This window comes from Solibacillus palustris (assembly GCF_022549215.1).
In the GTDB taxonomy this organism is placed as follows: domain Bacteria; phylum Bacillota; class Bacilli; order Bacillales_A; family Planococcaceae; genus Solibacillus; species Solibacillus daqui.
This window is the reverse complement of the sequence record NZ_JAKZFC010000007.1, coordinates 1-21,588: the sequence shown is the minus strand read 5'-3', so window position 1 is coordinate 21,588 and position 21,588 is coordinate 1. Positions and strand designations below refer to the sequence as shown.

21 protein-coding genes and 2 pseudogenes are annotated in these 21,588 nt (G+C 34.7%); 21 read left to right on the top strand and 2 right to left on the bottom strand.

All coding sequences use genetic code 11. The annotated features are described in order from the left end of the window. Position 1: 1 nt before the first annotated feature. The 11 genes and pseudogenes from LZ480_RS15545 to LZ480_RS15495 all read left to right on the top strand — a co-directional run bounded on the left by LZ480_RS15545 (position 2) and on the right by LZ480_RS15495 (position 10,348). Positions 2-784 (top strand): DeoR/GlpR family DNA-binding transcription regulator, encoded by a 783-nt coding sequence (locus LZ480_RS15545; RefSeq protein ID WP_241370463.1) that lies wholly within the window; start codon positions 2-4, stop codon positions 782-784. Between the two features lie 27 nt (positions 785-811). Then, positions 812-1,684: a Cof-type HAD-IIB family hydrolase gene (locus tag LZ480_RS15540; protein ID WP_241370462.1), complete on the top strand. Its 873-nt coding sequence runs from the start codon at positions 812-814 to the stop codon at positions 1,682-1,684. Between the two features lie 26 nt (positions 1,685-1,710). Beyond that, positions 1,711-3,051 carry a D-serine ammonia-lyase gene (locus tag LZ480_RS15535; RefSeq protein ID WP_241370461.1) on the top strand — a complete coding sequence of 447 codons (1,341 nt, stop codon included), beginning with the start codon at positions 1,711-1,713 and terminating at the stop codon, positions 3,049-3,051. A 386-nt stretch (positions 3,052-3,437) separates the two neighbouring features. Continuing rightward, entirely contained in the window at positions 3,438-4,055 is a 618-nt protein-coding gene (locus tag LZ480_RS15530) for a HutD/Ves family protein (protein ID WP_241370460.1), read from the top strand. Between the two features lie 338 nt (positions 4,056-4,393). After that, positions 4,394-4,699: pseudogene (locus tag LZ480_RS15525) on the top strand (tyrosine-type recombinase/integrase). 251 nt (positions 4,700-4,950) lie between these two features. Beyond that, positions 4,951-5,478 carry a hypothetical protein gene (locus LZ480_RS15520; protein ID WP_241370459.1) on the top strand — a complete coding sequence of 176 codons (528 nt, stop codon included), beginning with the start codon at positions 4,951-4,953 and terminating at the stop codon, positions 5,476-5,478. A 187-nt stretch (positions 5,479-5,665) separates the two neighbouring features. Then, on the top strand, positions 5,666-6,619 hold the full coding sequence (gene corA, locus LZ480_RS15515; RefSeq protein WP_241370458.1) for a magnesium/cobalt transporter CorA: 954 nt from the start codon (positions 5,666-5,668) through the stop codon (positions 6,617-6,619). Positions 6,620-6,769: 150 nt separating this feature from the next. Next, entirely contained in the window at positions 6,770-7,339 is a 570-nt protein-coding gene (gene thpR, locus LZ480_RS15510) for an RNA 2',3'-cyclic phosphodiesterase (protein ID WP_241370457.1), read from the top strand. 404 nt (positions 7,340-7,743) lie between these two features. Next, complete coding sequence (locus LZ480_RS15505; RefSeq protein ID WP_241370456.1) at positions 7,744-8,559, top strand: ATP-binding cassette domain-containing protein; 816 nt, start codon at positions 7,744-7,746, stop codon at positions 8,557-8,559. Between the two features lie 4 nt (positions 8,560-8,563). After that, on the top strand, positions 8,564-9,268 hold the full coding sequence (locus tag LZ480_RS15500) for an ABC transporter permease (RefSeq protein ID WP_241370455.1): 705 nt from the start codon (positions 8,564-8,566) through the stop codon (positions 9,266-9,268). A 306-nt stretch (positions 9,269-9,574) separates the two neighbouring features. Then, positions 9,575-10,348, top strand: coding sequence for a GNAT family N-acetyltransferase (locus LZ480_RS15495; RefSeq protein WP_241370454.1), 774 nt, complete (start codon positions 9,575-9,577; stop codon positions 10,346-10,348). A 392-nt stretch (positions 10,349-10,740) separates the two neighbouring features. Here the strand turns inward: LZ480_RS15495 and LZ480_RS15490 are convergent, their stop codons facing one another. Then, positions 10,741-11,124: a YmaF family protein gene (locus LZ480_RS15490; RefSeq protein WP_241370453.1), complete on the bottom strand. Its 384-nt coding sequence runs from the start codon at positions 11,122-11,124 to the stop codon at positions 10,741-10,743. Between the two features lie 434 nt (positions 11,125-11,558). On the opposite strand from LZ480_RS15490, the gene LZ480_RS15485 reads away from it, so the two are divergent. The 6 genes from LZ480_RS15485 (at position 11,559) to LZ480_RS15460 (ending at position 15,143) form a co-directional block, all read left to right on the top strand. Continuing rightward, positions 11,559-12,041, top strand: a complete 483-nt coding sequence (locus LZ480_RS15485; protein ID WP_241370452.1) for a YjdJ family protein — start codon at positions 11,559-11,561, stop codon at positions 12,039-12,041. 172 nt (positions 12,042-12,213) lie between these two features. Continuing rightward, positions 12,214-12,378 (top strand): hypothetical protein, encoded by a 165-nt coding sequence (locus LZ480_RS15480; protein ID WP_241370451.1) that lies wholly within the window; start codon positions 12,214-12,216, stop codon positions 12,376-12,378. 245 nt (positions 12,379-12,623) lie between these two features. Then, positions 12,624-13,532, top strand: coding sequence for a hypothetical protein (locus LZ480_RS15475; RefSeq protein WP_241370450.1), 909 nt, complete (start codon positions 12,624-12,626; stop codon positions 13,530-13,532). A 31-nt stretch (positions 13,533-13,563) separates the two neighbouring features. After that, positions 13,564-14,232 carry a hypothetical protein gene (locus tag LZ480_RS15470; protein WP_241370449.1) on the top strand — a complete coding sequence of 223 codons (669 nt, stop codon included), beginning with the start codon at positions 13,564-13,566 and terminating at the stop codon, positions 14,230-14,232. A 352-nt stretch (positions 14,233-14,584) separates the two neighbouring features. Next, positions 14,585-14,935 carry an ankyrin repeat domain-containing protein gene (locus LZ480_RS15465; protein ID WP_241370448.1) on the top strand — a complete coding sequence of 117 codons (351 nt, stop codon included), beginning with the start codon at positions 14,585-14,587 and terminating at the stop codon, positions 14,933-14,935. Next, positions 14,922-15,143, top strand: a complete 222-nt coding sequence (locus tag LZ480_RS15460; RefSeq protein WP_332844046.1) for a DUF4274 domain-containing protein — start codon at positions 14,922-14,924, stop codon at positions 15,141-15,143. Before LZ480_RS15465 ends, LZ480_RS15460 begins: the two co-directional genes overlap by 14 nt. Positions 15,144-15,251: 108 nt before the next feature. On the opposite strand, the gene LZ480_RS15455 is transcribed toward LZ480_RS15460, so the two are convergent. Then, positions 15,252-16,634 (bottom strand): SMI1/KNR4 family protein, encoded by a 1,383-nt coding sequence (locus LZ480_RS15455; RefSeq protein ID WP_241370447.1) that lies wholly within the window; start codon positions 16,632-16,634, stop codon positions 15,252-15,254. A gap of 732 nt (positions 16,635-17,366) precedes the next feature. Between LZ480_RS15455 and LZ480_RS15450 the strand changes: the two genes are divergently transcribed. The 4 genes and pseudogenes from LZ480_RS15450 to LZ480_RS19945 all read left to right on the top strand — a co-directional run bounded on the left by LZ480_RS15450 (position 17,367) and on the right by LZ480_RS19945 (position 21,351). Beyond that, a complete protein-coding gene (locus tag LZ480_RS15450; protein ID WP_241370446.1) occupies positions 17,367-19,127 on the top strand; it encodes a methyl-accepting chemotaxis protein in 1,761 nt (586 codons plus the stop codon). Between the two features lie 557 nt (positions 19,128-19,684). Beyond that, complete coding sequence (locus LZ480_RS15445) at positions 19,685-20,398, top strand: hypothetical protein (RefSeq protein WP_241370445.1); 714 nt, start codon at positions 19,685-19,687, stop codon at positions 20,396-20,398. A gap of 247 nt (positions 20,399-20,645) precedes the next feature. Beyond that, a pseudogene (locus LZ480_RS15440) lies at positions 20,646-21,054 on the top strand (VOC family protein). 162 nt (positions 21,055-21,216) lie between these two features. Beyond that, positions 21,217-21,351 carry a hypothetical protein gene (locus LZ480_RS19945; RefSeq protein WP_255731486.1) on the top strand — a complete coding sequence of 45 codons (135 nt, stop codon included), beginning with the start codon at positions 21,217-21,219 and terminating at the stop codon, positions 21,349-21,351. The last annotated feature ends 237 nt before the right edge of the window (positions 21,352-21,588 follow it).

The window sequence follows — 21,588 nt, the reverse complement described above, 5'->3', positions numbered from 1 at the left end:
GATGTCTGTATTACCTGAAGAAAGAAAGAACGAAATTTTAAAAGAACTGAATAAAACAGGCAAAGTAAAAGTCATAGAATTAGTGGATCAATTTAATGTTTCAGAGGAAACGATTCGACGCGATTTGATGATATTAGAGGAAAAGGGACTTTTAAAGAAGGTTTACGGTGGAGCGATAAAAATAGTCTTTGAATTTGAGGAACCTCCATTTACACAGCGTGCAACGGTGAATCAAGATGCGAAAGTTAAGGTTGGAAAAAAAGCAGTAGAACTCATTTCTAACGGAGATGTGATTATCATTGATGTAGGGACAACCATGCTTGAATTTGCGCAGTGTATTGAAAATAAAAAAGACATTACGATAATAACTAATTCTCTTCCAGTGTCGTCTGTGTTGACCGAGTCGCTCAATCAAAATAAGTTTACAGGACAAATTCTATTATTAGGTGGACAAATTGATTCAAAGCAGCAATCTATAAGCGGCAGTCTCACTGAACAAATGTTAAATCAATTTAATATTGATAAAGCGTTTATTTCAGCTGGTGGCGTTTCTATTCAAAGTGGGGTTAGTAATTATCATCTACATGAATCATTAGTTTCACGCAAAATGGTTGAGGTATCAAAGCAAGTTATATTGCTAACGGATTATTCTAAAATTGGTGTCGACACATTTTGTAAAGTTTGTCCTCTAGAAAAAGTCGATGTAATTGTCTCCGAGCAACCATTTCCAGAGGAATGGAGAAATCATTCGAGTTTAAAGGAAATCAATTTGATTCAAGCATAATCATTTTATTAAAAGGAGCAATAGAATATGAGTTTCATTGCAACAGATTTAGACGGAACATTATTAAATGATCAGAATGAAATTAGTGATGAAAATATAAAGGCGATTCAATATGCACAAGATAGAGGCTTTGAAGTGGTTATTTCAACAGGGCGTGCCTATTTTGATGTTCAAGAAATTTGCAAAAAAGCCGGGATTTCTCCATTCGTAATCGGCACAAATGGAGCAACCATTCATTCAAAAAATGGAGAGAGCATTTCTTCTATTTCGATAACTAAAGAGCGTGTCGAATCTATTCTCCAATGGTTAGATGAACGGAATTATTATTACGAAGTGTTTACTAATAATGCCATTTATACTCTAAAAAAGGGTAGAGAACAATTCCATAATGAGATTCGAAGGTTGCTAAACGCAGATTTGGATTCAAATTTAAAAGAATTAGTTGAAGTAGCGGAAAGACAGTTTGATCAGTTTGGATATGTTTTAGTTGAAAACTATCATGATATCTTAAAAAACGAGGAAGAATTTCACAATATAGTAGCGTGTTCGTTTGATAAAAAGAAATTAGAGGAAGCATGGGACCGATTTGAAAAGTTTGATGAGTTAATGGTTGTTTCGTCTGCCGATCATAACATTGAAATTACCAGCAAAAGTGCTTCAAAAGGAATGGCCCTTGAAAAATTGGCTATCTTGATAAATGGTTCTTTAGATCAGGCTATGGCCATCGGGGACAGCAACAATGATTTATCAATGTTCGAAAAAGTGGGTTACAGTGTAGCAATGGGAAATGCGAAAGATACCATAAAAGCTGTTTGTACAACGACAACGCTTAAAAGTAATGAAAATGGGGTAGCTTATGCAATTTACCGGTATATAAAGAACTTCGTGGATCAAGAATAAGTGTTAATGCCGAAGGGAGATGAAAGATGAAAACTATACAAGATTGGATAAAAGAATATCCTTTAATAAACGAATTAGTTGCTACAAAGGAAGTGTTTTGGTCAAATCCTAAATATGACCCATTTAAAAAAAATGGTAATGATCTTCAGTTTAATGAAAACGATGTAAAAGATGCCGAGGAAAGACTAAAGCGTTTTGCTCCATACATTGCTAAAGTTTTTCCTGAAACAAAAAAACGAAACGGAATCATTGAATCTCCTCTTGTACCCATCCCAGCAATGCATCAACATTTATCAAACATGTGTGAGCAACCGTTAGAGGGGGAGTTTTTGTTGAAATTGGACAGCCATCTTCCCATTTCAGGTTCCATTAAAGCACGCGGCGGCATTTATGAAGTGTTGAAACACGCAGAAACGTTGGCTCTTAACCATGGTTTATTGACTGTAAATGATGATTATTCCATCCTTGATAGTGAAAAATTCAGAAACTTCTTTTCGCAATACTCAATTGCAGTAGGTTCTACAGGAAACCTAGGGTTAAGTATAGGTATCATGAGTACCAAATTAGGTTTTAAAGTAACGGTCCATATGTCTGCTGATGCAAAGAAATGGAAAAAAGATCTTTTAAAAAGTAAAGGAGCAATGGTTATAGAATATACGGGAGATTATGGTGAAGCCGTTAAAGAAGGGCGAAAGCAGGCGCTGTGTAACCCGAATTGTTACTTCATTGATGACGAAAACTCTCAGGATCTATTTTTAGGCTATGCAGTGGCAGCGAGTAGATTACAAAAACAATTAGAGGATTTAAATATAATAGTAAATGAAAATCATCCGCTATTTATTTACCTTCCATGTGGAGTTGGTGGTGGACCCGGGGGAGTAGCTTATGGTTTGAAACTAATATATCAAGATTATGTACATTGCTTCTTTGCAGAACCTACACATTCACCAAGTATGTTACTTGGACTGATGACAGGGCTACATGATAAGGTGTCTGTACAAGATTTTGGAATTGACAACTTCACTGCAGCAGATGGCCTAGCAGTCGGAAGACCATCAGGGTTCGTTGGCCCAATTATCGAACCTTTATTAAGCGGAAGTTATACGGTAAGTGACAATGTGTTATTTAAATTATTGAGCACATTGGCTGATAAAGAAAATATTCATCTAGAGCCTTCTGCATTAGCTGCTGTAATTGGACCAGTAAAATTATGGGGCGAGAAACAAGGTATGGAATATATAAAAATTCATAACTTAAAGGATAAAATGAAAAATGCTGTACATCTCATGTGGGCAACCGGTGGAAGTATGGTTCCTAAAGAAATAATGCATGAGTATTATAAAAAAGGAGTAATGTTATCACTTTAAATGGGACATCCCCCAAAAGTATAAACAATTAAAAAAGCATCTACGATAGATTTCTGGTTTAGATACCTCAAATTCAATTCGAAGATGCTTTTTTATGGGGAAAAATAAGTTATTCAAACTATGTTAAAATGAGTACAATTGAAATGAGATTACGGAGATTCCTATCAACATTTTTCCGAAATTTTATCTGAGAAATTTACTGAATCTGAGATATCTAAAGCTTCAAATAACTAATATCAATAATATTTTACAAACGGGAAGATACCGAGTTTTGGAGATGAATACAACCATTTTTAATGCAGATTTTTTATCCAAACCATAATCAATGTATTGTCGGAATGATTTGATGAACTGGTACCCCTAAGTAGAGAAGGAGAATTAAAAATATGTCGTATTCAATACAACTGATTAGAAAAAATGAGCAAACGACCAATGAATGGTCAGGTGGATTCACTACGCAGCTAGCCATTTATCCTGAGGATGCAGATTATAAAGAGCGTAACTTTAAGTGGAGAATTAGTTCAGCTATAGTTGAATTAGAAGAGTCTGTTTTTACTTCTCTCCCGGATATAAACAGGTTAATTATGGTCATTGATGGAGAAATGACGCTAAAACATGAAGGGCATCATCACGTACATTTAAAGCCTTTTGAACAAGATCGATTCAGTGGAGGATGGACTACTCGAAGCTTTGGCAAAGTAAGAGATTTCAATCTCATGCTGTCGGAAGGTTGCAACGGTGACCTTGAAGCCATAACTGTAGAAAAAGGTGGTTATCACGAAACAGTCAATCCTAATAACCCTATTGGACGTCAAATAGCTGAAGCTTTTTATTGCATCACCGGCCCGCTTCAAATAACGATTGACGATCAGGAAGCTATCGATGTAGAAGAGGGTGACTTGCTCCTATTAAACAGTGAACCTTCGGAAACAAGCATCTCTATAAAAATAATCAATAAAGCTGAAGCTGAAGCCAATGTCATAAGAGCAAGCGTGATTTTTTAAGATTAGGTACCCAACACACCCATATGTTGGCACATACACTCCACACATTGTGAAGAGGTTGCTTAGTTGGAATTAAACTGAATAATTCGATATGAAATAGGGTCATTTTATCAATAACGATAAAACAATTTTGGGGTACCGTCACACACTACTCCTATGCATATAGGGAAAAATATAAGAAATGGTGGCATTAAATTAATAGTTAATAACCCCACAGATAACCAACCAATTGTGATTAATAGAGAACCACCTTTTTTCTCTACGTCTATAACATCACCCCCTAATTTGTTTGGTTAAATAGAAAGCAATCAAATCCTCGTTCGGTAACGTAAATCTCAATGTTATTACAGTCTACCCCCGTTCCCAAAATCGTATTTGGGAACTTTTTCGTGCTTAACGTTGTAAATCCACATAAGTCTAATGCAACTCCTTATACTATCAAGCGTATATCAAATCGAGCTGGAATAAAAAAGAGACTACATCTGCATCAATTACGACACAGCTATGCAACGCATATGATAAATAACGGTGCGCCAATTGACATGATTTAAAGTTTGCTGGGTCATGAAAAGAGTGAAACTACAAAAATATATGCTCAGTTAAGCAGAAAAATAAGACTGGATTTTTATTGTAAATACTTTTGAAATAAAAAAATAAACTGTAATTAAGAATAAGACACTCAAGTAAAAATGCGTGTCTTTTCGTTATAGGGCGCAATTCTTAAAAAAGAAATATGCCTTCTTTAGCTGAAGGGCCAGAAAATGGAATTACTATTTTTGAGCAAATTGGATATTTGTAAACGAAATTTAAGAGGGAATGTCGGCAGCAATAGAGGTTTTTATTTACGAATGGAGATTTAAATTTGGTGGGAACATTGAAAGGGGGAACTAAGTAATTGATAAAATTACCTTTAAGTATTTCGCTACTCGTTATTTTACTTATCGCGGGTTGTTCTCAGGATAACAAAGAAAAAACTAACATTAATTCAAATAAAGTTGATACCGTTTCAGAAGAAAATCAGCAGTGGGATTTATCACCTGAGTTTGAAACATCAACTGGAGAAAAATTAATTGGACAAAAGAATAAAGTTGGAATAATCGAAGGTGAGTTTAAAGCCGGGGTAATAGAAAAATGGTTGTGGCATCTCTGGGGAGATGGACAAACTATAAAAAGTGGTAATTTTAAAGTGGTAGCTATCAATAAAGATACAGGAGAAAAAGAGAAGGTTTTAATAACAGATGCCGGTACAAGTAATGAAAGAAAAGTTTGGAGCTATGGGGAATTAGATTACAGTCCTAATGGAGTTAGGGGTTCTGATAGCTCAAGACCTTCCAATGTATCATTTTCAAAAGTAGGGATATGGCGTTTAGAAGTCTTTATCGGTGACGAACGTTTTGGTTCAATAGTTGTCGATGTAAAGTAGAAGTCACAAATTTTTATACAACAATCGTGCGCTTTACTGTAAAAAGGAAAGTGTCCTTTTTCTTGATTTCTTGGGTAATTCGCTATTTTTTAGGATTCCAGAATATCCTCGTATGGATAAGTCTTTCCTTGAACACAATAGAGTTTAATTATTAGGAGCTTGAAAGCATTAAGAAGGTGTTAATACAGTGATAAACTTCATTGGAATTACGAATTACAATCATTTGGAAACGGAAATTTCTATAAGCAATATCAATTTTTCTAATTATACATGGTTTTGGGTGGATTTTAATCAACCAACTGATGAAGAAATAAGACATTTAGCAGATACTTTTAAATTTCACCCACTAGCTATTGAAGACTGTATATATAGACTTCAGCGTCCCAAGTTAGATTATTACGATGACTATACTTTTTTTGTTACACATTTAGTTCGAGAAGAAGATAAAGAAATTATTAAAGAAGAATTAAATTTTTTTGTTGGAGAGAATTTTATAGTTACATTCCATCATACTCCATCACAGGAAGTTTATCAGGTATGGGAAAGGGTGTTGCAAAAGAACATTGAAAAATGGGACCCCTATTATGTTTTTTATCGAACGTTAGACAAAATTGTAGATAATTACTTTCCAATCATATATAAAATTGAAGATGATTTAAACAAAATTGAAGAAAACATACATCATAAATCGATGAACCTCCTATTGAATGAACTATTCGACATAAGACACATGTTACTAAATCTAATGCATACAGTGAATCCGATGCGTGATGTACTCTACCGAATATTAAATTCCCATCGTTTAAGTAAAATAACCGAAAGAAGAGAATATTTCTCTGATATTTATGACCATCTTTTAAAACTATCGGACGCAATTATGTCTGATAGAGAATTAACTGCTGATATAAGAGACAGCTATCTCTCCTTGAATTCACATCAAACAAATAACGTGATGAAAGTTCTAACAATTATTACTTCCATTTTTGCCCCTTTAACATTTATTGCCGGGATTTATGGGATGAACTTTGAAAATATGCCGGAATTAACATGGAAATATGGTTATTTTCTTACACTTGGACTTATGGGGATAATGGGCGTTTCAATGTTTATCTGGTTTATGAGAAGAGGCTGGTTTAAATAATATGCTACTAAAGATTAGATGTTTGACCCTTTTTTATATTCAACAAAAGGTCGAGATTGTTGAATAGGCGTCTTTTATTTCTTCATTAACAGGGCTATAGTTGGCATTTTTATTTGTAGCTCTAGTTAGTTATAAAAAGAGGTGAAGCATATGGAGAGAGAGCCACACTATTTTTGGGCAGTATGTGTTCCGGCTGGTGTTAAACAAACAATTCACGATGAACTGACACAAATTAAACCAATATTCCAGTTTAAACGTTGGGTGGATATAAATGATTATCATATAACCCTTGCTTTTCTTGGCTCAGTAAACCCACAAAAACTTCCATCTGTAATTAGATTAGTTGGCGACGCCATTAAGAATCAAAAAGCTTTTATGTTAGAGATTGAAGGACTGAATGTTTTTGGTCTTCAAAAATCTCCTCGCGTATTTTGGGGTGCAGTGAATGAAGTGTATCAGTTATTTCAACTTCAAGAAATTGTCCATAAAACTTGTCTTGCAGCGGGCTTCTCTTTAGAAACACGTCCCTATCATCCCCATATCACATTGGCCCGGAAATGGGAGGGAAATGAAGATTTCAAAATGGTCGATTTAGTCATTCATAACCCATTTAGAGAAAAGATTTTATCTTTTCAAGTAAGTGAAATTGTCTTATATAAATCGAATCTAGAAAATACACCAAAATATGAAACTATTGCCGCTTTTTCTTTACTAGACTGATGGCTAAAATGTAGCCTTCCATTTACAGGCAAGAACAATTCAGTTAAATAAAATCAGCACATAAAAATAATTCTGCGGACAAATTGCGGACAAAAGAGTATACAGGTGGTCTGTATTACTCTTTTTTCAATTTATGTTTTATCTGTATTAGCATGTATTTAGCTTTGTTCAACAATCGGGCCATCAATTGGAGTAATACTCATTGAATTAACTCGTAGTAAAGTTAATGAATATGAAAAGGAATAACATACAAATTATAATGATTGTTTATTCAACTCGTGTGGAAATTATTGTATAATTGAGGAAGCGTTCTATTATTTATGAAGAGTACATTTAGGAAAATGTAGAATTTGTCTTTATTGAATTTCAGCAAGTAAAATGAGGGAAGATGGAAGTGGTTTTGAATGAAAATATTCGAGGCAAATCAAGCTTGCAAGGATATTGATGGAATAAGGATTCTTAAAGAAATCTCTTTAAGCATTTCACAAGGTGAAAAAGTAGCGATCACCGGAAATAATGGATCCGGGAAAAGCAGCCTTTTAAAACTCATTGGGGGTATATATGAAGAAACTGCCGGGCAAGTGAAGAGATCTCAAATTAACATAGGATATGTACCTGAACATTTTCCAGAAAGTATCCGATTCAAATTACAGGACTATTTAATGTTAATGGGTAAAATGACTTGTAAATCAGATGAAGGTATTTTAAAAAGAATTGAGAATTATGCTGAGCTGTTTGCAATTACAGACTTTCTAACCTCCCCTTTGAGTCATTGTTCAAAAGGTACAAAGCAGAAAGCCGGAATTATCCAGGCATTGCTGAAGAACCCTGATTTATTATTATTAGACGAGCCGCTAACTGGGTTAGATGATAAAGCAAAAATCGAGCTTTTGAATCAGTTAAATTCTCTTCAAGGGGAAAAAACGATTATTTTTACAGCACATGATCCACTACTAATTGAAGGATTAGCCGATAGGGTTTTAACTGTAGAGAGTGGAAGAATTGTCTACGATTCTACTACAAACAAAAAGGAAAAATTTAGATATATAAAGGCGGAAATCCCCACTAGAGAGATAATAGAAGGGATTCCATCTATTAGATATAAATTTATAGGGAGAGATTCTGTTGAAATAATTGTTTCTGCTAAAGAGTCTGATAAGATATTGGCCATGTTGCTTAAAAGAGGATGTTCAATATTTGAATTAACAGAGAAGAGGTAGTAAGTTGTCAGCTTTTATCCGTTATCAATTAATAAGCTTTGTTCGTTCATTAAAATTTATTCCACCCGTTGTTATTTTTTTTGTATGGGTGTTTATTTTGTATGCCTATAAAAATGTGCCGATTCTCAGTAGTTATGCAGCATCTTCAATAGCAATGTACTTAATCATGACATGGATTACGATGGCCATTTTTACTATGGATGAAGAAAGTGAAAAGCATATCTTGATCTCTCATCTTAAAAGAAAAGTCAGTTACTTATTTGGCAAATGGCTAACTATTCTAGTAGTAATGATACCATTACTTTTGTTTGCAATTTTTTTCCCAATCATTACAGAAAGTTTCAAAGGCAATATGTCAATCAAGCTATATGCTTATGCATTTTACAGCCACTTGGTCTTTATGTCATTTGGGATATTAGTAGGAACTCTATTTTCGGCTACTAAAATTTCAACAAAAAAATATGCTTGGCTTTCGTCTGTATTAATAATTGTAGTTTCACTCGCCTCAAAATCAATTATCGAAATATCATTGTTTTTTAAATGGATTTTGTGGGTCTTCCCTCCCGTGTTCAAGGTGATCGGGTTTATGGAAGGCGAAGATCAAGTACTAATAAATATACCATTAATAATCGATAGTGTTTTTGTAGTTATTTATCTAATCATCGGAGCGGTCATGTTAGTTTCTCTTTTTATAAAAAAAGAACGTTAGTAGCTTTACTAAATTGTTGATATCTGTAAAATCCTTACCGTAAATACGATCCTCAATTAAAGGGCGCTATCCTTGAACAAGGATAAGTGCTCATTTTTCATTAAAGGGCCATATTGTTGAATAACAATCTTTTATGAACGGTTACCAAACGACGCTTTGGGAAGTTTTGCATCCAAATTAATGCAGCAGAATACTTCAATTAATAGCTTGTAAAAAAAATAGTGAAAATTAATAGGGTTATTATTCCTTGTTTGAGTTATTATGGATGATGTAAGTGAAAATTATATGTAAGAAAGAAGGAATTTAATGATTTTTGAAGCAGATATACATGTAAGGCAAAAATTAATCCCGATGTTCGAAAAAATTGATAGCACGATAATTCTCTCATGCCTTCAAGGACATATGGGAACTGCATGGGTGGATGACCTTGAGAATCCGACGGTTGCTCAAATAACAGTGGGGATCTTTGTGTTTTTTGCTGGGAATGCGGACACAAAAGCAGCTGAGGAATTACTTTGTAATCTACCTGATTTTACTCTTGCAATTGTCGATTCCGTTGAATGGAAAAATCGTATCGAAACGGTTCATGTTGGTTCAATTGAGAAGTTTCAACGTTATAGATTTGAAAAGAACTCGGAACATTTAAATAGAAAACATATACAGAGTCTAATATCTACACTACCTGAGGGTTATGAAGTTAAGCGAATAGATAAAACGATAGCAAAAGACTCGTCTTTCCATGAACTTTCTGAGGACTTTGTTAGCCAATTTGATTCTATTGATGATTTTATTAATAGAGGAATAGGTTATGCGATTATCAATAACGGTCACGTTGTTTCTGCTGCAACATCATTTAGTATTTATGATGGTGGGATTGAGATTGAGGTAGCTAGTCATCCAGATTACAGAAGGAAAGGTCTAGCAACAATTGTCGCTTCTATTTTAATATTAGATTGCTTAGATAAAGGAAAGTACCCTAATTGGGATGGAGCTAATGAGGAATCTGTTAAATTAGCTCAAAAAATTGGCTATAAATTGCAAGAATCCTACGATACATATTTTATTAATAATGAAAAATAAATTTGTTTCCTAGAGCACATTCAATTATTAGTTTAGCAGGTGCTGTTTATAGATTATGCTAAATAAGCGTTATATATCTATACAAATAACGTTCCCAAATCAAAGTTTGAGGACACAATAAAACACTCAAAACATTGAAATAACATCGTTTTGAGTGTTTTTCTTAATTTCATTCATATGCAATTTTTAATGCACAATCGGTTGAAGTTATTAATTTCTAATCTTCCACAATCGGGCGCGATTCTGTAACAAGGATCAGCGTTTGTTTTCATTAAAGGGCCATATTGTTGAATAACATTCTTTAAGGTGTATATTACGAGAGGGTACTTGTAATTGAACAAGAGAAATTAAAAAGTCGGTTTCTGAACATAAAAAAAATCAGCTTTTTCCTTTTATACGAGAGGCTTTTGAATTAATGTAGCAAATTCTAGTTGATGTACATGCCCATCATCAAGTGTAGTAATACCTTTGACAAAGTGTACATGTTTATCTTCGCTAACACGGATAGCAGGACCTGTTTCTATTGCAACCTCATGATGATGATTTAAAAAATCAGTATTAACCATAATTACATGTATATGACTATTCCCTCTAGGAATTACTTCACTTGTAACTCCTGCAAAACGATGATTATGTCTGTCATCTCCTTCTTCAGCTAATTTGGTACTTGCCAAGAATTCATGAACATGTGATTGTACTGTCTCTTCTGAAGCTTTTTTCTTGTTTGACGGTTCTTCTTTATTGAGTTTTTCTTTTTCGTTGAACTCTTTATTCATTAAATAGAGCCCTCCTTAAAATTAGACTACGGAATATACTACTCGATAGGGAAAGTATTTATGAGTAAAAGGGAAAATAATTATTCTAAAAGTAAAAATGTACTAAAAACAAGGGTGGAGAATTACATCATAAGTAAATACGTTTCTTTAGTAAGATTTTCTTTTCTTATTCAACTAACGGCGTGCTTTACTTGAAGTTCATTGAGTTGCGTATGCAGCTCTTTTTCTAATTGAACTCCCATGAAAGAACGTAATAATCTTTCATTTTCTGTGGTGAAGTGGTGATTTTTGCGCTTCATGGATGGCTAACGGGGCAGGTTAGTTGAAGATTAATAAAGCTATTTAAATCTAACGGCAACAAAATAATCGATTTTGGAACAAAAAGCAATTAATGCCGTCTTGGTAATAAATAGAATTTATTAGGAGGACGAAAATTGTTTAAGTATGTTTTACAACTCATCGTTGGAATCTTTACTTTAGTGGTATCAACATTAATATCTTGGTATGAAGGAAGTGCAATAACTTATAATTCTTTGGAATGGGGGTATTCAACACCGTTTACCAAATTATTTAACATTGAGATTACGAATGGTCGAGATATTACTCAACTTGATTATTTTGTTTATGCGGCTAAATTTCAACCACTATTTCCTGCTATTATGATGGTTAGTGTATGCTACATTTTGAGTGTAGTTGGTTATTATTTAGTAAAATATAAGCTTAAATGGGCTATTGGTTTTTTTGGATTAATAGGTTGTATTATGATACTACTAAGTGGTTTTATTTTTAATTCAACAACAATAGGCGGAAGAATTTTTTTCTGGATTACTTTAGTAAGTGGTCTAATTAGTGTGGCTTTTACGGTCTTCGTGTGCTTAAGAAATTTCAAGCACATGGTGAGTGTTAACACAAATTAAATTGTAACTTTGGGATGAGCTTCACTTAAACAAACGTGGGCTTTACTTGAAGATAATTGAGTTGCTTATGCAGCTCTTTTTTCTTTTTGAACTAAAAGGGCAGAATACTTTAATAAGTTATATCAGGAATAATTTCCTTTAAATGATTTTTTTTGATTGGAGAAGTTGGTCAATGATTACAATGGCAGATGCTGAAGGGGCAGTTAAGTTCAATAAAATTGATAATTTTTTAATTAGTAAACTTAAGAGAGGTGGTTTATATGAAGAAAACTCGGAAATTAATGCTTTTCTGGACATTGATATGTATGTGTATCCATTTATTGAACTGGAAGGATAACAACCGGCTAATAAAGATTACTGATAATTTTAAATCTTATTCAACGGGGGCTTTAGTTATACACGGCCATCATTCGATGAACTATTTTTTCCCTAAATATCCAGTAAATATTAGAAATCCATTGTGAAATGTTATGATAAAAGTATCTAAAATGAACCTTTCGGAACCTACTATATCAATCCTAACGAAAATGTACCACAATATGTAGGATTCTACTCAAATAATAATAGTGGAGGAAATAATCTATGAACTATCATATGAATGATAAACTACTAAAAATCCTAAAAAAAGTTTATAACAAAAAGAGATATGAAAAAGACGAAAAAGGTTATTATCGTGAAATTGATCATGGAGATGTATGGGATAATGAAAGAGCTGTTTATCTATATTCAACAAATAATTTAAAAGATGAGGAAAAGAGATATTTGGAAGAAAGTTCTTACCCATTAAATGAGATTGAGCATTTTACTCACGATATAGTGATCGATGAATTTAAGCTATTAATCAAAAATTTCAATGTAACGATGGATAAAGCACTTCAAGCTTATGTAGCAGGTATGAAAAGTTTTCCAAGGGGAAGACAACCAATATTAAGTTATCTTTATGCCAATCAGTGTAAAAATCATTCCTACCTAAGTGATACAGAGTACTGTAAAAAATGCAGTGTTAAAAAACAAAAATACTTAAATGTGGGAGAAGTGTTATTCAGTTATTATTTTGGTAGTTCATGGAATGAAGGTGTTGAATTGATGTTGATAGAATTAAGAGAGTTTTCACAGCTAGAGGTTCCAACCCCAACAGAAGAAGATATAGTAATCTTTAGAAAGTTAATAGATATAATCAGAAGTGCCCCGCAAGGAGAAACGCCAGGAAAGTTAGAACAGCGAATTAAATCGAAAAAAGTATTTCCTAAGTTCAGTAAATATAGTGTTCGTGGGCAGCTATTATCCTTGGCAGAACTTGGAATAATCCCGAATGATTTTTATCCGCCAATGGTTGATAGATTCATAGATACCGTGGAAAGAATGAAACTTTATGAGAAAGCAAATGGCTCCCCACGTTCGGATATTATTCTTCCACTAGCTGCATGGCGTGGAGAGTATGCAATTAATGAAGAACGTTTGGAGAAATATTTCGGGAAATATAGTAAATAAAATTTAGATTAGGAGAAAAGGAGAAGTACTTATGAATCGGATTTATTTTAAAGACAACCCGTGGCCTAGTGGACATGGCATTAAGGAGTTTGAATGGCTCGCTAGGTTGAATCCTGATAGTGGGATTTGGTTCGACTTGCATTTGAAATCAGCAGACTATTACGAAGAGGACTCAGAGGATATTGAGGAGGACGACATACCTGAAGATACACACAGTTGGCTTCACAAAGGGGTATGGAATAACTACCATCAAGCTATAATATCATCCACATATTGGGGGAATAAAGGATTTTTGGCTGGAACAGAAATGAATAAACTAGATTTTTATAATAACAAAACAACGACATTTCAAGTAGAAATGTTACCATTGGAGTCAAATGAGAGTTTTGACGACAGCGCTTTCGGAATTTATTTATTGGGTCATGACGCTGTCGCTGGTCATCATATTCGCTTTGAAAAGGATGAAAGTATTTCAGCCTTTACCGTGCATTGGACGGGTCAGATTGCATTAAACTATTCTGGAGAAATTGATTATGATTATGAGTTTGATGCGACAATTTCAAATGTAGCCTTTGGTGGAATTGAACTACCTAAGGGATGTAGTATTGACGAGGGACATCGTTTATTGGAAAAATACGTTTCAGATATAAACTCATTTGAATGGTCTCCGGAACAGCATAAATTTTTGATGCGAAAGTAGCTGAACATTAAAATTGAAATCGATGAAGAAGCGGAATTATCTACTTTTGAAAGAACGTAATAATCTTTTATTCTCTGTGGTGTAGCGCTGGTTTTGCGCTTCATGGATGGCTAACGGGGGCTTTACTTGGAGAACATTGAGTTGCATAGGCAGCTTTTTTTTCTTTACTCAACTAACGGAGCACGTATTGCTGATGAATGATAACTCTTTTGTTGAATATCCGGTTTCCGAAATGATCAATCTTTATTATAAAAAAAACCATTGAACTGGATGTGAATGAACGGGACAAGCGGGGGAGAACATCGCTGATCCTTTTTTGACTAATCGAATGCCTGTTCAGGCGATAGAGGTATTGATCGAGCATGGAGCAGAACTTGATGCACAGGATAAACTTGGTGATACACCACTTAAAAAAGCTGTAAAGTTCAAGCAAATTGAAGCACTCTTAAAGCTCATCGAAGCTGGGGCAAAACTGGACTCGCCACTGGGCATATTAGCTACAGCTTGGAATGCGGCCCATACAGATAAGAAGGTTGCAGACCTTCTACTTGAAACAAAAGGAGCGGTTCGTCTTTCTCCGACACGAGGAGAGCAAAGGTTTGTTGATGAGGTTTTGTATGAGGAGTCACAGAACAAAATGTGCGATAAGATAGAAGGGAATAAATTCGCCGGAAATATTACATGCCATTGTGAACGAATATAACTTGGATGATGGCCCTGAACCGATGCTGTCCGTTTTTCACAATCCAGTCACTCCAGAAATTACACTTCTCGACATGTATGAATTATTAGATAGATATTACTGGATCGGTAGGGGTAATTCGGATGATCTGCTAAACACGAAAGAGGAGAAACGCTTTAAGGAACTTGCTGTTGCACTGAATGAAAGATTAAAGCGGAACAGCCACTAAAATAATGAATGCTGAAGACCCAAAGAAGATGACAAGAAGAAGAGCACGCTTTGAAAGCGAGCTCTTTTCATTATTAGAGATGAACCTAATCTGCAACTTAATCTGTGATTAGCCTTCATTTAACTTATTAATTACTTCCTTCGCAAACGCATTGGTAAAGCGAATAATCCCGTGATTCTTTACGATACGTCCTTCCTCGATGCGATGATCAAGCCAATCTGTAATAAAAGAAGGGCCATATCCGCCTTGACCGAATTCTCCGCCAAAAGCGATTATATTTTGATATGCTGCCGCATATTGATCACGACTGGTGTCCGGATACGACTTCGTATATAACCAAAACTGCACATCATACATGACATACGATAATTCATCTGCATGAAAAGAAAAATGTCCTTTTTCTTCAACAATCCGTGTACAAATACTGCGGATTTTCTGTTCAACCTGTTCCACTTCGGTTACTGGTGAGCACAGCTCCTCCAGCAGGGGAGAAAATTTACCGTGCGCAACTTTATCCAAGGCTTCTTCTTTGTCTTCTTCAGAAGTATCATATTGTTCTTCGCTCACTAAGCCTTTTATAAACTCTTCAAAATTATCGGCAAGGAAGGTAATCTCATAATCATCTTCTTGATCGACATGAACGACTTCAGGTTCACCAGCTTTACCGCATGCTCGGTAGTCTAACATGACGACATCATGACCGGCTGAAGGACAATCACAGATCACCACGCCAATGTCAGGATATCCCCATTCCTCAATCATAAACGGACTGCCCAGATCTCCGCCCAGCGAATAGCTTTTCTCGCGACCAATTCCCATAATCCCTGTAATAGCAATATGATCCTCTGCCCAGGAAGTCGGTTCCTGTGTTGGAAAATAGGTGTTCTTCGGCACCCCGCCATTCTGATGCTTCATCAGATGAATATAAGAGGAGGGGAGCTTATAACAAAGCTCTTTTTCTATAGAATCGATTAGTTCATCCGTCGGTGGCTCAGATTGATAGGATGTTCTAGCATACCCGCTGTCATCCCAGAAATCAGTTAGAAACATATCTGAAAAAGGACTCTTCTTTGCTGCGGAACCGCCACGCTCGAAGTTAGCTTGCTTCTTGGCAAGCCGGAGTTCTTCCTTTTTCTGCTTCTTCGCTTTATGAGTACTCATTCTTAAAAAGTACTCGGTACTTTTAACACCAGGTTCTAATTGATCAGACCTGTTGAAAGCTTGAGCTGCTTCCTCATATCGCTTTAAATGATAAAGAGCAAAGCCTACCCGATAATGCCATAGAGAATCCTCTTTGCCAGCCTCAGAAATTTTATCAAATTGATAGAGCGCTTCTTTGTAAAGCCCCAAATTGTTATAGGCTCGGGCCAAAAGGCTGATTGATTCATAGTCTCGTTCTTCATCAGGAATTTGTGAAAGCGAATCGATAATTCGCTGATGTTCGTCTACTTCATGCCACTCGTTCAATTGATCAATAAGTTTTTGTTCCATTTCTACCTCCAAATGATTATTTAGAAAATAACTACATATGTATCTGGTAGCCTCTACCTTTAAAATAGTAACATCTATAAATGAAGGATTCTAGAATTTTCCTATATGTTACAATTATGCTGAATTTATATTTTGATTTATTTGCATTTGCACAAGTTATAGAAATTTGTACATAAAGGTAACATTGCTATCGTAAAGTGGCATTTATAGAGTTTGTGTTTCTGTTCCGGAGCATGAATAAATGTAGAATAAATATTCATATTTTTTTGTTCTACACATTTTCTACACAACCCAAGTGAAAAACCAGTAATACCAAGGTTCTATGCGAATGTCAAATTCCATCCTGGGACGAAATCCCCTAACAAAAATACATATTATGGTAATTTATTCAAAATTAACAATAGGACTATAGGTCTTTTGGTAGAACATATCAGTACTTTAATCCCATTTTGTCAAAATGTGTTGAATTATGTAAATTACGAGAATAAAATAACGTTAGATAAGCTAAATTAGTATTTTTTACTCATACTTTTAAGTTACAGAGAAGTAATAACACTCTTTTTTGGGGGATTGCTATATATCTTCAAAACAGAAAATACATAAACAATATAAGCAGATACATTATTAATCTTTAAAAAACAAAGGAAAAAATACATAACAATATAAAGGAGAAGTAAGTTAGTTGCAGGATTAGATAAAATGATAAATCTAAATATGAAGGGTGTCTTTTAATTGAAAAAACAATCTAAATTTGAATTTAACTCATCCATTAAAACAAAACTAATTGGTATCTCTATTTTTCTATTGATTGTTCCAATAATTGTAATAGGAATGACAAGTTACCAGAAAAGCTCTACTAGCTTAGAGCAACTAGGTAAGACGAACTTGCAAAACAGTGTGGAATTTACACTTGCAACAATTGAAGCATATAATTCAGAAGTCGAAAAAGGAAATATTCCCCTTAATAATGCTCAGGAGAAAGTAAAGGAGATTATATTAGGTAAGAAGAATGAAGATGGGACTCGACCTATAAACTCTTCTATTGATCTGGGCGAAAATGGATATATGATAGTGTATAGTCAAGACGGAACACGCATTGCACATCCATCTAAAGAAGGTGACAATGCATGGGACTCTGAGGATGAGAACGGTATAAAATTCGCCCAAGAAATGATCAAAATAGCGAATAACGGCGGTGGTTTTACTTTTTATGATTCGGCTTTACCAAATAATAAAGAACAAATTGAACAAAAGGTTTCGTATTCAAAAATTGATCCAAACTGGGATTGGGTAGTGACCTCCAGTACCTATATGATGGATTTTAATCAACCTGCTAATGAGTTGTTGAACATTATTCTTATTGTTAGTGGTATTTCAATAATTTTAGGGTTTATTATCATTTGGTTCTTTGCAAATCGTATTACTAAACCAATTCTTAAAGTAACTGAACAGATGGGGTATCTTGCAAATGGTGATTTAACGAAAGAACTGTTACTAATTAAAGCAAAAGATGAAACAAGTAGATTGGCTGATGCCATGAATTTATTACATAATAATCTTAAAAGTTCAATGAAAAAGGTTTCCGAAACTTCAGAGACATTAACTAGTCAAAGTGAAGAACTATCACAATCTGCCAATGAAGTGAAGATTGGATCGGAACAGGTGGCATCTACTATTCAAGAATTAGCTGCTGGTTCAGAAACACAGGCTAATATTGCAAGTGATTTAGCTTCGGGAATGAATACTTTTGCCGAAAGAGTTCAAGAGGCAAATGAAAATGGTTTACGGATAGAGGAAAATTCAAAAGCTGTTTTAAATATGACCAATGACGGATCGGAATTAATGAAAAAATCGATTCAACAGATGGAAAAAATCCATTCTATTGTAAATGAATCCGTCAAAAAGGTTGCAGGATTAGACAAGCAATCACAGGAAATATCAAACCTAGTAACTGTCATTAAGGATGTAGCCAATCAGACAAATCTTCTTGCATTAAATGCTGCAATTGAAGCTGCAAGGGCTGGAGAACACGGTAAAGGATTTGCAGTAGTTGCTGATGAGGTAAGAAAATTAGCTGAGCAGGTATCCGATTCTGTAACAGATATTACTGAAATCGTAAATAACATTCAAAAAGAAACTCAATTTGTGTCTGACTCGCTAAATGTCGGGTATAATGAAGTAGAACAAGGGAAGTCACAAATTGAATCAACTGGAGAAACTTTCGAAGGAATTAATACTGCTGTAACAGAAATGGTAAATAGTATTACAACTATCGCTGAAAACTTAGCAGAAATTTCAGCAAGTACACATGAGATGAATGGTTCTGTTGAAGAGATTGCATCGGTATCTGAAGAATCTGCCGCTGGTATTGAACAATCATCAGCTTCTGTTCAACAATCAAGCAGCATAATGGAAGAAGTAGCAGGAAGTTCCGAACAACTTGCCAATTTAGCAGAAGAACTCAATACATTAGTAAGACAATTTAAACTTTAATTATCTTTAGCAAGTAAAGAAGATTAGGAAAGAATAAAGTGAAAAAATAACAATTACTATTTTTGAACTAACGATCTATAATCGGTCGTTAGTTTTTTTTTAGACTTCAGTCAGGTGCGAGTTAAACTGAATTCAATTAAGTTAAAAAAGCCTGATTTAAAAGGTTTTTGGAACCAAGCAAAATCAATTCATTTATATAAAATCAGCACAAAAAATAATTCTGCGAACAAATGAGTAAACATGTGGTCTGTATTACTCTTTTTTTGTTTTTCTGTATTAACTGTTAAAAAATGTTATACAAAGTCATGCAAAAAAGGTTACTAAAGAAAAGTTAGGGAACACACTTGAAAGCCATGAATGATTACTTAACAGCGTTCGCGGCTTTTTGTATGAATAACAAAAGGACTTGTGTGTATGGGGTCCCATCAGATTTATGCAGTTTACAACGTTAAGGCAAGAATAGTTGCTTATTTCGCTAGCTTCGGTACGTCCTTGATGATATTTGTTGACGCCCAATCATAAAATAGTCATACCTTTTGGGAAAGGGGATTGGTTTAATGACTGTTGCGTTAAACGTAAAGGGCAAGGATTCCATCATTATGGCAATTGATAGTAGGGCGTCATGGAAAAATACCCCGGTCCACAATGATCAATGTCGGAAAATATTCATTTTACCGAATAAAGTGGCGATCTCTTTTTCTGGCAGCTTAACGCGTGTTATTTTCAATAAGGAAACAAACGAGATTATTTCTCGATATATGGATATTAATGATTTAGTTTACGGATTGGAGCATTATCCGAATAGTGAACACATGACGATAGCTGATACGATTGAATATGTCATAAGAAAATTTTGCAGTTATTTTGCGGGATTTACGACTCAAATCCATCTAGGTGGCGCGGAGGAAGGGAGTTTAGTGTTCGTATCGATGGAATTCAAAAACGGCGAACATATTAAAAATTATCCAATCCCTATAGATGAGTATGGTTTTAGATTTAGCGGGAGTGACCATGAGCAAATTTTTAGTAATATGATTACATTTAGCGACCAACATCCAACAATAAGTTATGACGAGATGGCAGCCGCACTCATACAAAAAAGTAACGACGAGCTCATTGCATTTACTTATAACGTCATTGCGGAAGTGATGAAAGAGAACGTGGATAAAAGTAAGGAGCTGCAAACAGTTGGTGGAAATATTGATATTGTGCAGATTACAAAAGATGACACGGTTTGGGTAAGGCGGGACGGGAAAGATATAGTGAAATAATTGGAAGTACAAAAGGCAATAAACATCTATCCTATCTATTTAGGAAATTCCTTATTAAACTAACGAGGCAGGTTAATAAATCAACGCCTTAGAAGGGGGAGCGTCAGAATAATGCAGATATACAACGTTAAGCAAGGAAATGTCTCCAAACGACGCTTTGGGAACGATTTAGCCTACTTTAATTCAATCAAAAGTTGTAAATTATTTTTCTCCTTTTCTCATTAAAATGGAAAGAGGGGGCATGATTATGAAACAGTGGACACCAACATTGCATATTGCACAATTTCGCATTGCGCGACCAACAGATAAATTAGAACTAATAGAACAATTTTATTGCGAAGGTCTTGGGCTTACAAAAATCGGAGGGTTCAAAGGACATCGTGGATACACTGGCATTATGATTGGGTTACCTGATTCGACGTCATTTAGAATTTACTGAGCATGTTGATGGAAGTCCATGCCTTGCACCAACAAATGATAATTTACTCGTTTTTTATATGCCTGATACCACACAAATTCAAGCTGTACAATCTCGACTCGCTAATATGGGCTATTCAGAAACCCTACCAGAAAATTCATACTGGGAAGAAAAAGGTGTGACAATTGCAGACCCCGATGGTTGGCGTATTGTATTAATGAATACTGAGGGTATTTAAAAGACATCAGAAATAATTCAATAAAATGTTCCCAAATAAGACTTTGGTGACGCTACGGGGAAAGCTTTCCAAACGGCGCTTTGGGTGCATTTTCATTATTCAACAATCTGGCCAGATTGACGAAAAAGGTGTTATAAATACGGAGATTAAGGAGATGGAAGAATGGAATCATTTACTTTTCTTGTTTTCCCTGCTATTACATTAGGCGGAGTAGCTTTAGGGCTTGTTATTTATTCAATAAAACAAATACGAATTTTACAGGAAAAAGTTAAAGTACTAGAAAGTAAAAAAAATTAAATGTTACGAAAAATAAATTTGGCTCAGAGTTCAGCAATCGGGCGCAATTGTTTAAGAAGCGTTTTTATTTTTATTAAATTCAAGATTACTTTAGTTCATTAAATTTTTATAAAGTATATAAAATAAACGTTAATAACGTTCCCAAATGAAAGTTGAACTGCACCCCATTTGTTAGACACATCTCCCAAATGAAAGTTCAACTTTGGAAACAGACTTAAATGCCATGAATGTTGTGAA

Bases quoted from the DNA above. Each gene is read 5' to 3' on its own strand.
- thpR (WP_241370457.1), top strand. From the start codon at position 6,770: ATGGAGAGAGAGCCACACTATTTTTGGGCAGTATGTGTTCCGGCTGGT.
- LZ480_RS15535 (WP_241370461.1), top strand. From the start codon at position 1,711: ATGAAAACTATACAAGATTGGATAAAAGAATATCCTTTAATAAACGAA.
- LZ480_RS15470 (WP_241370449.1), top strand. From the start codon at position 13,564: ATGAATCGGATTTATTTTAAAGACAACCCGTGGCCTAGTGGACATGGC.
- LZ480_RS15530 (WP_241370460.1), top strand. From the start codon at position 3,438: ATGTCGTATTCAATACAACTGATTAGAAAAAATGAGCAAACGACCAAT.
- LZ480_RS15545 (WP_241370463.1), top strand. From the start codon at position 2: ATGTCTGTATTACCTGAAGAAAGAAAGAACGAAATTTTAAAAGAACTG.
- LZ480_RS15490 (WP_241370453.1), bottom strand. From the start codon at position 11,124: ATGAATAAAGAGTTCAACGAAAAAGAAAAACTCAATAAAGAAGAACCG.
- LZ480_RS15505 (WP_241370456.1), top strand. From the start codon at position 7,744: ATGAAAATATTCGAGGCAAATCAAGCTTGCAAGGATATTGATGGAATA.
- LZ480_RS15475 (WP_241370450.1), top strand. From the start codon at position 12,624: ATGAACTATCATATGAATGATAAACTACTAAAAATCCTAAAAAAAGTT.
- LZ480_RS15480 (WP_241370451.1), top strand. From the start codon at position 12,214: ATGATTACAATGGCAGATGCTGAAGGGGCAGTTAAGTTCAATAAAATT.
- LZ480_RS15445 (WP_241370445.1), top strand. From the start codon at position 19,685: ATGACTGTTGCGTTAAACGTAAAGGGCAAGGATTCCATCATTATGGCA.
- LZ480_RS15540 (WP_241370462.1), top strand. From the start codon at position 812: ATGAGTTTCATTGCAACAGATTTAGACGGAACATTATTAAATGATCAG.
- LZ480_RS15495 (WP_241370454.1), top strand. From the start codon at position 9,575: ATGATTTTTGAAGCAGATATACATGTAAGGCAAAAATTAATCCCGATG.
- LZ480_RS19945 (WP_255731486.1), top strand. From the start codon at position 21,217: ATGGAATCATTTACTTTTCTTGTTTTCCCTGCTATTACATTAGGCGGA.
- LZ480_RS15455 (WP_241370447.1), bottom strand. From the start codon at position 16,634: ATGGAACAAAAACTTATTGATCAATTGAACGAGTGGCATGAAGTAGAC.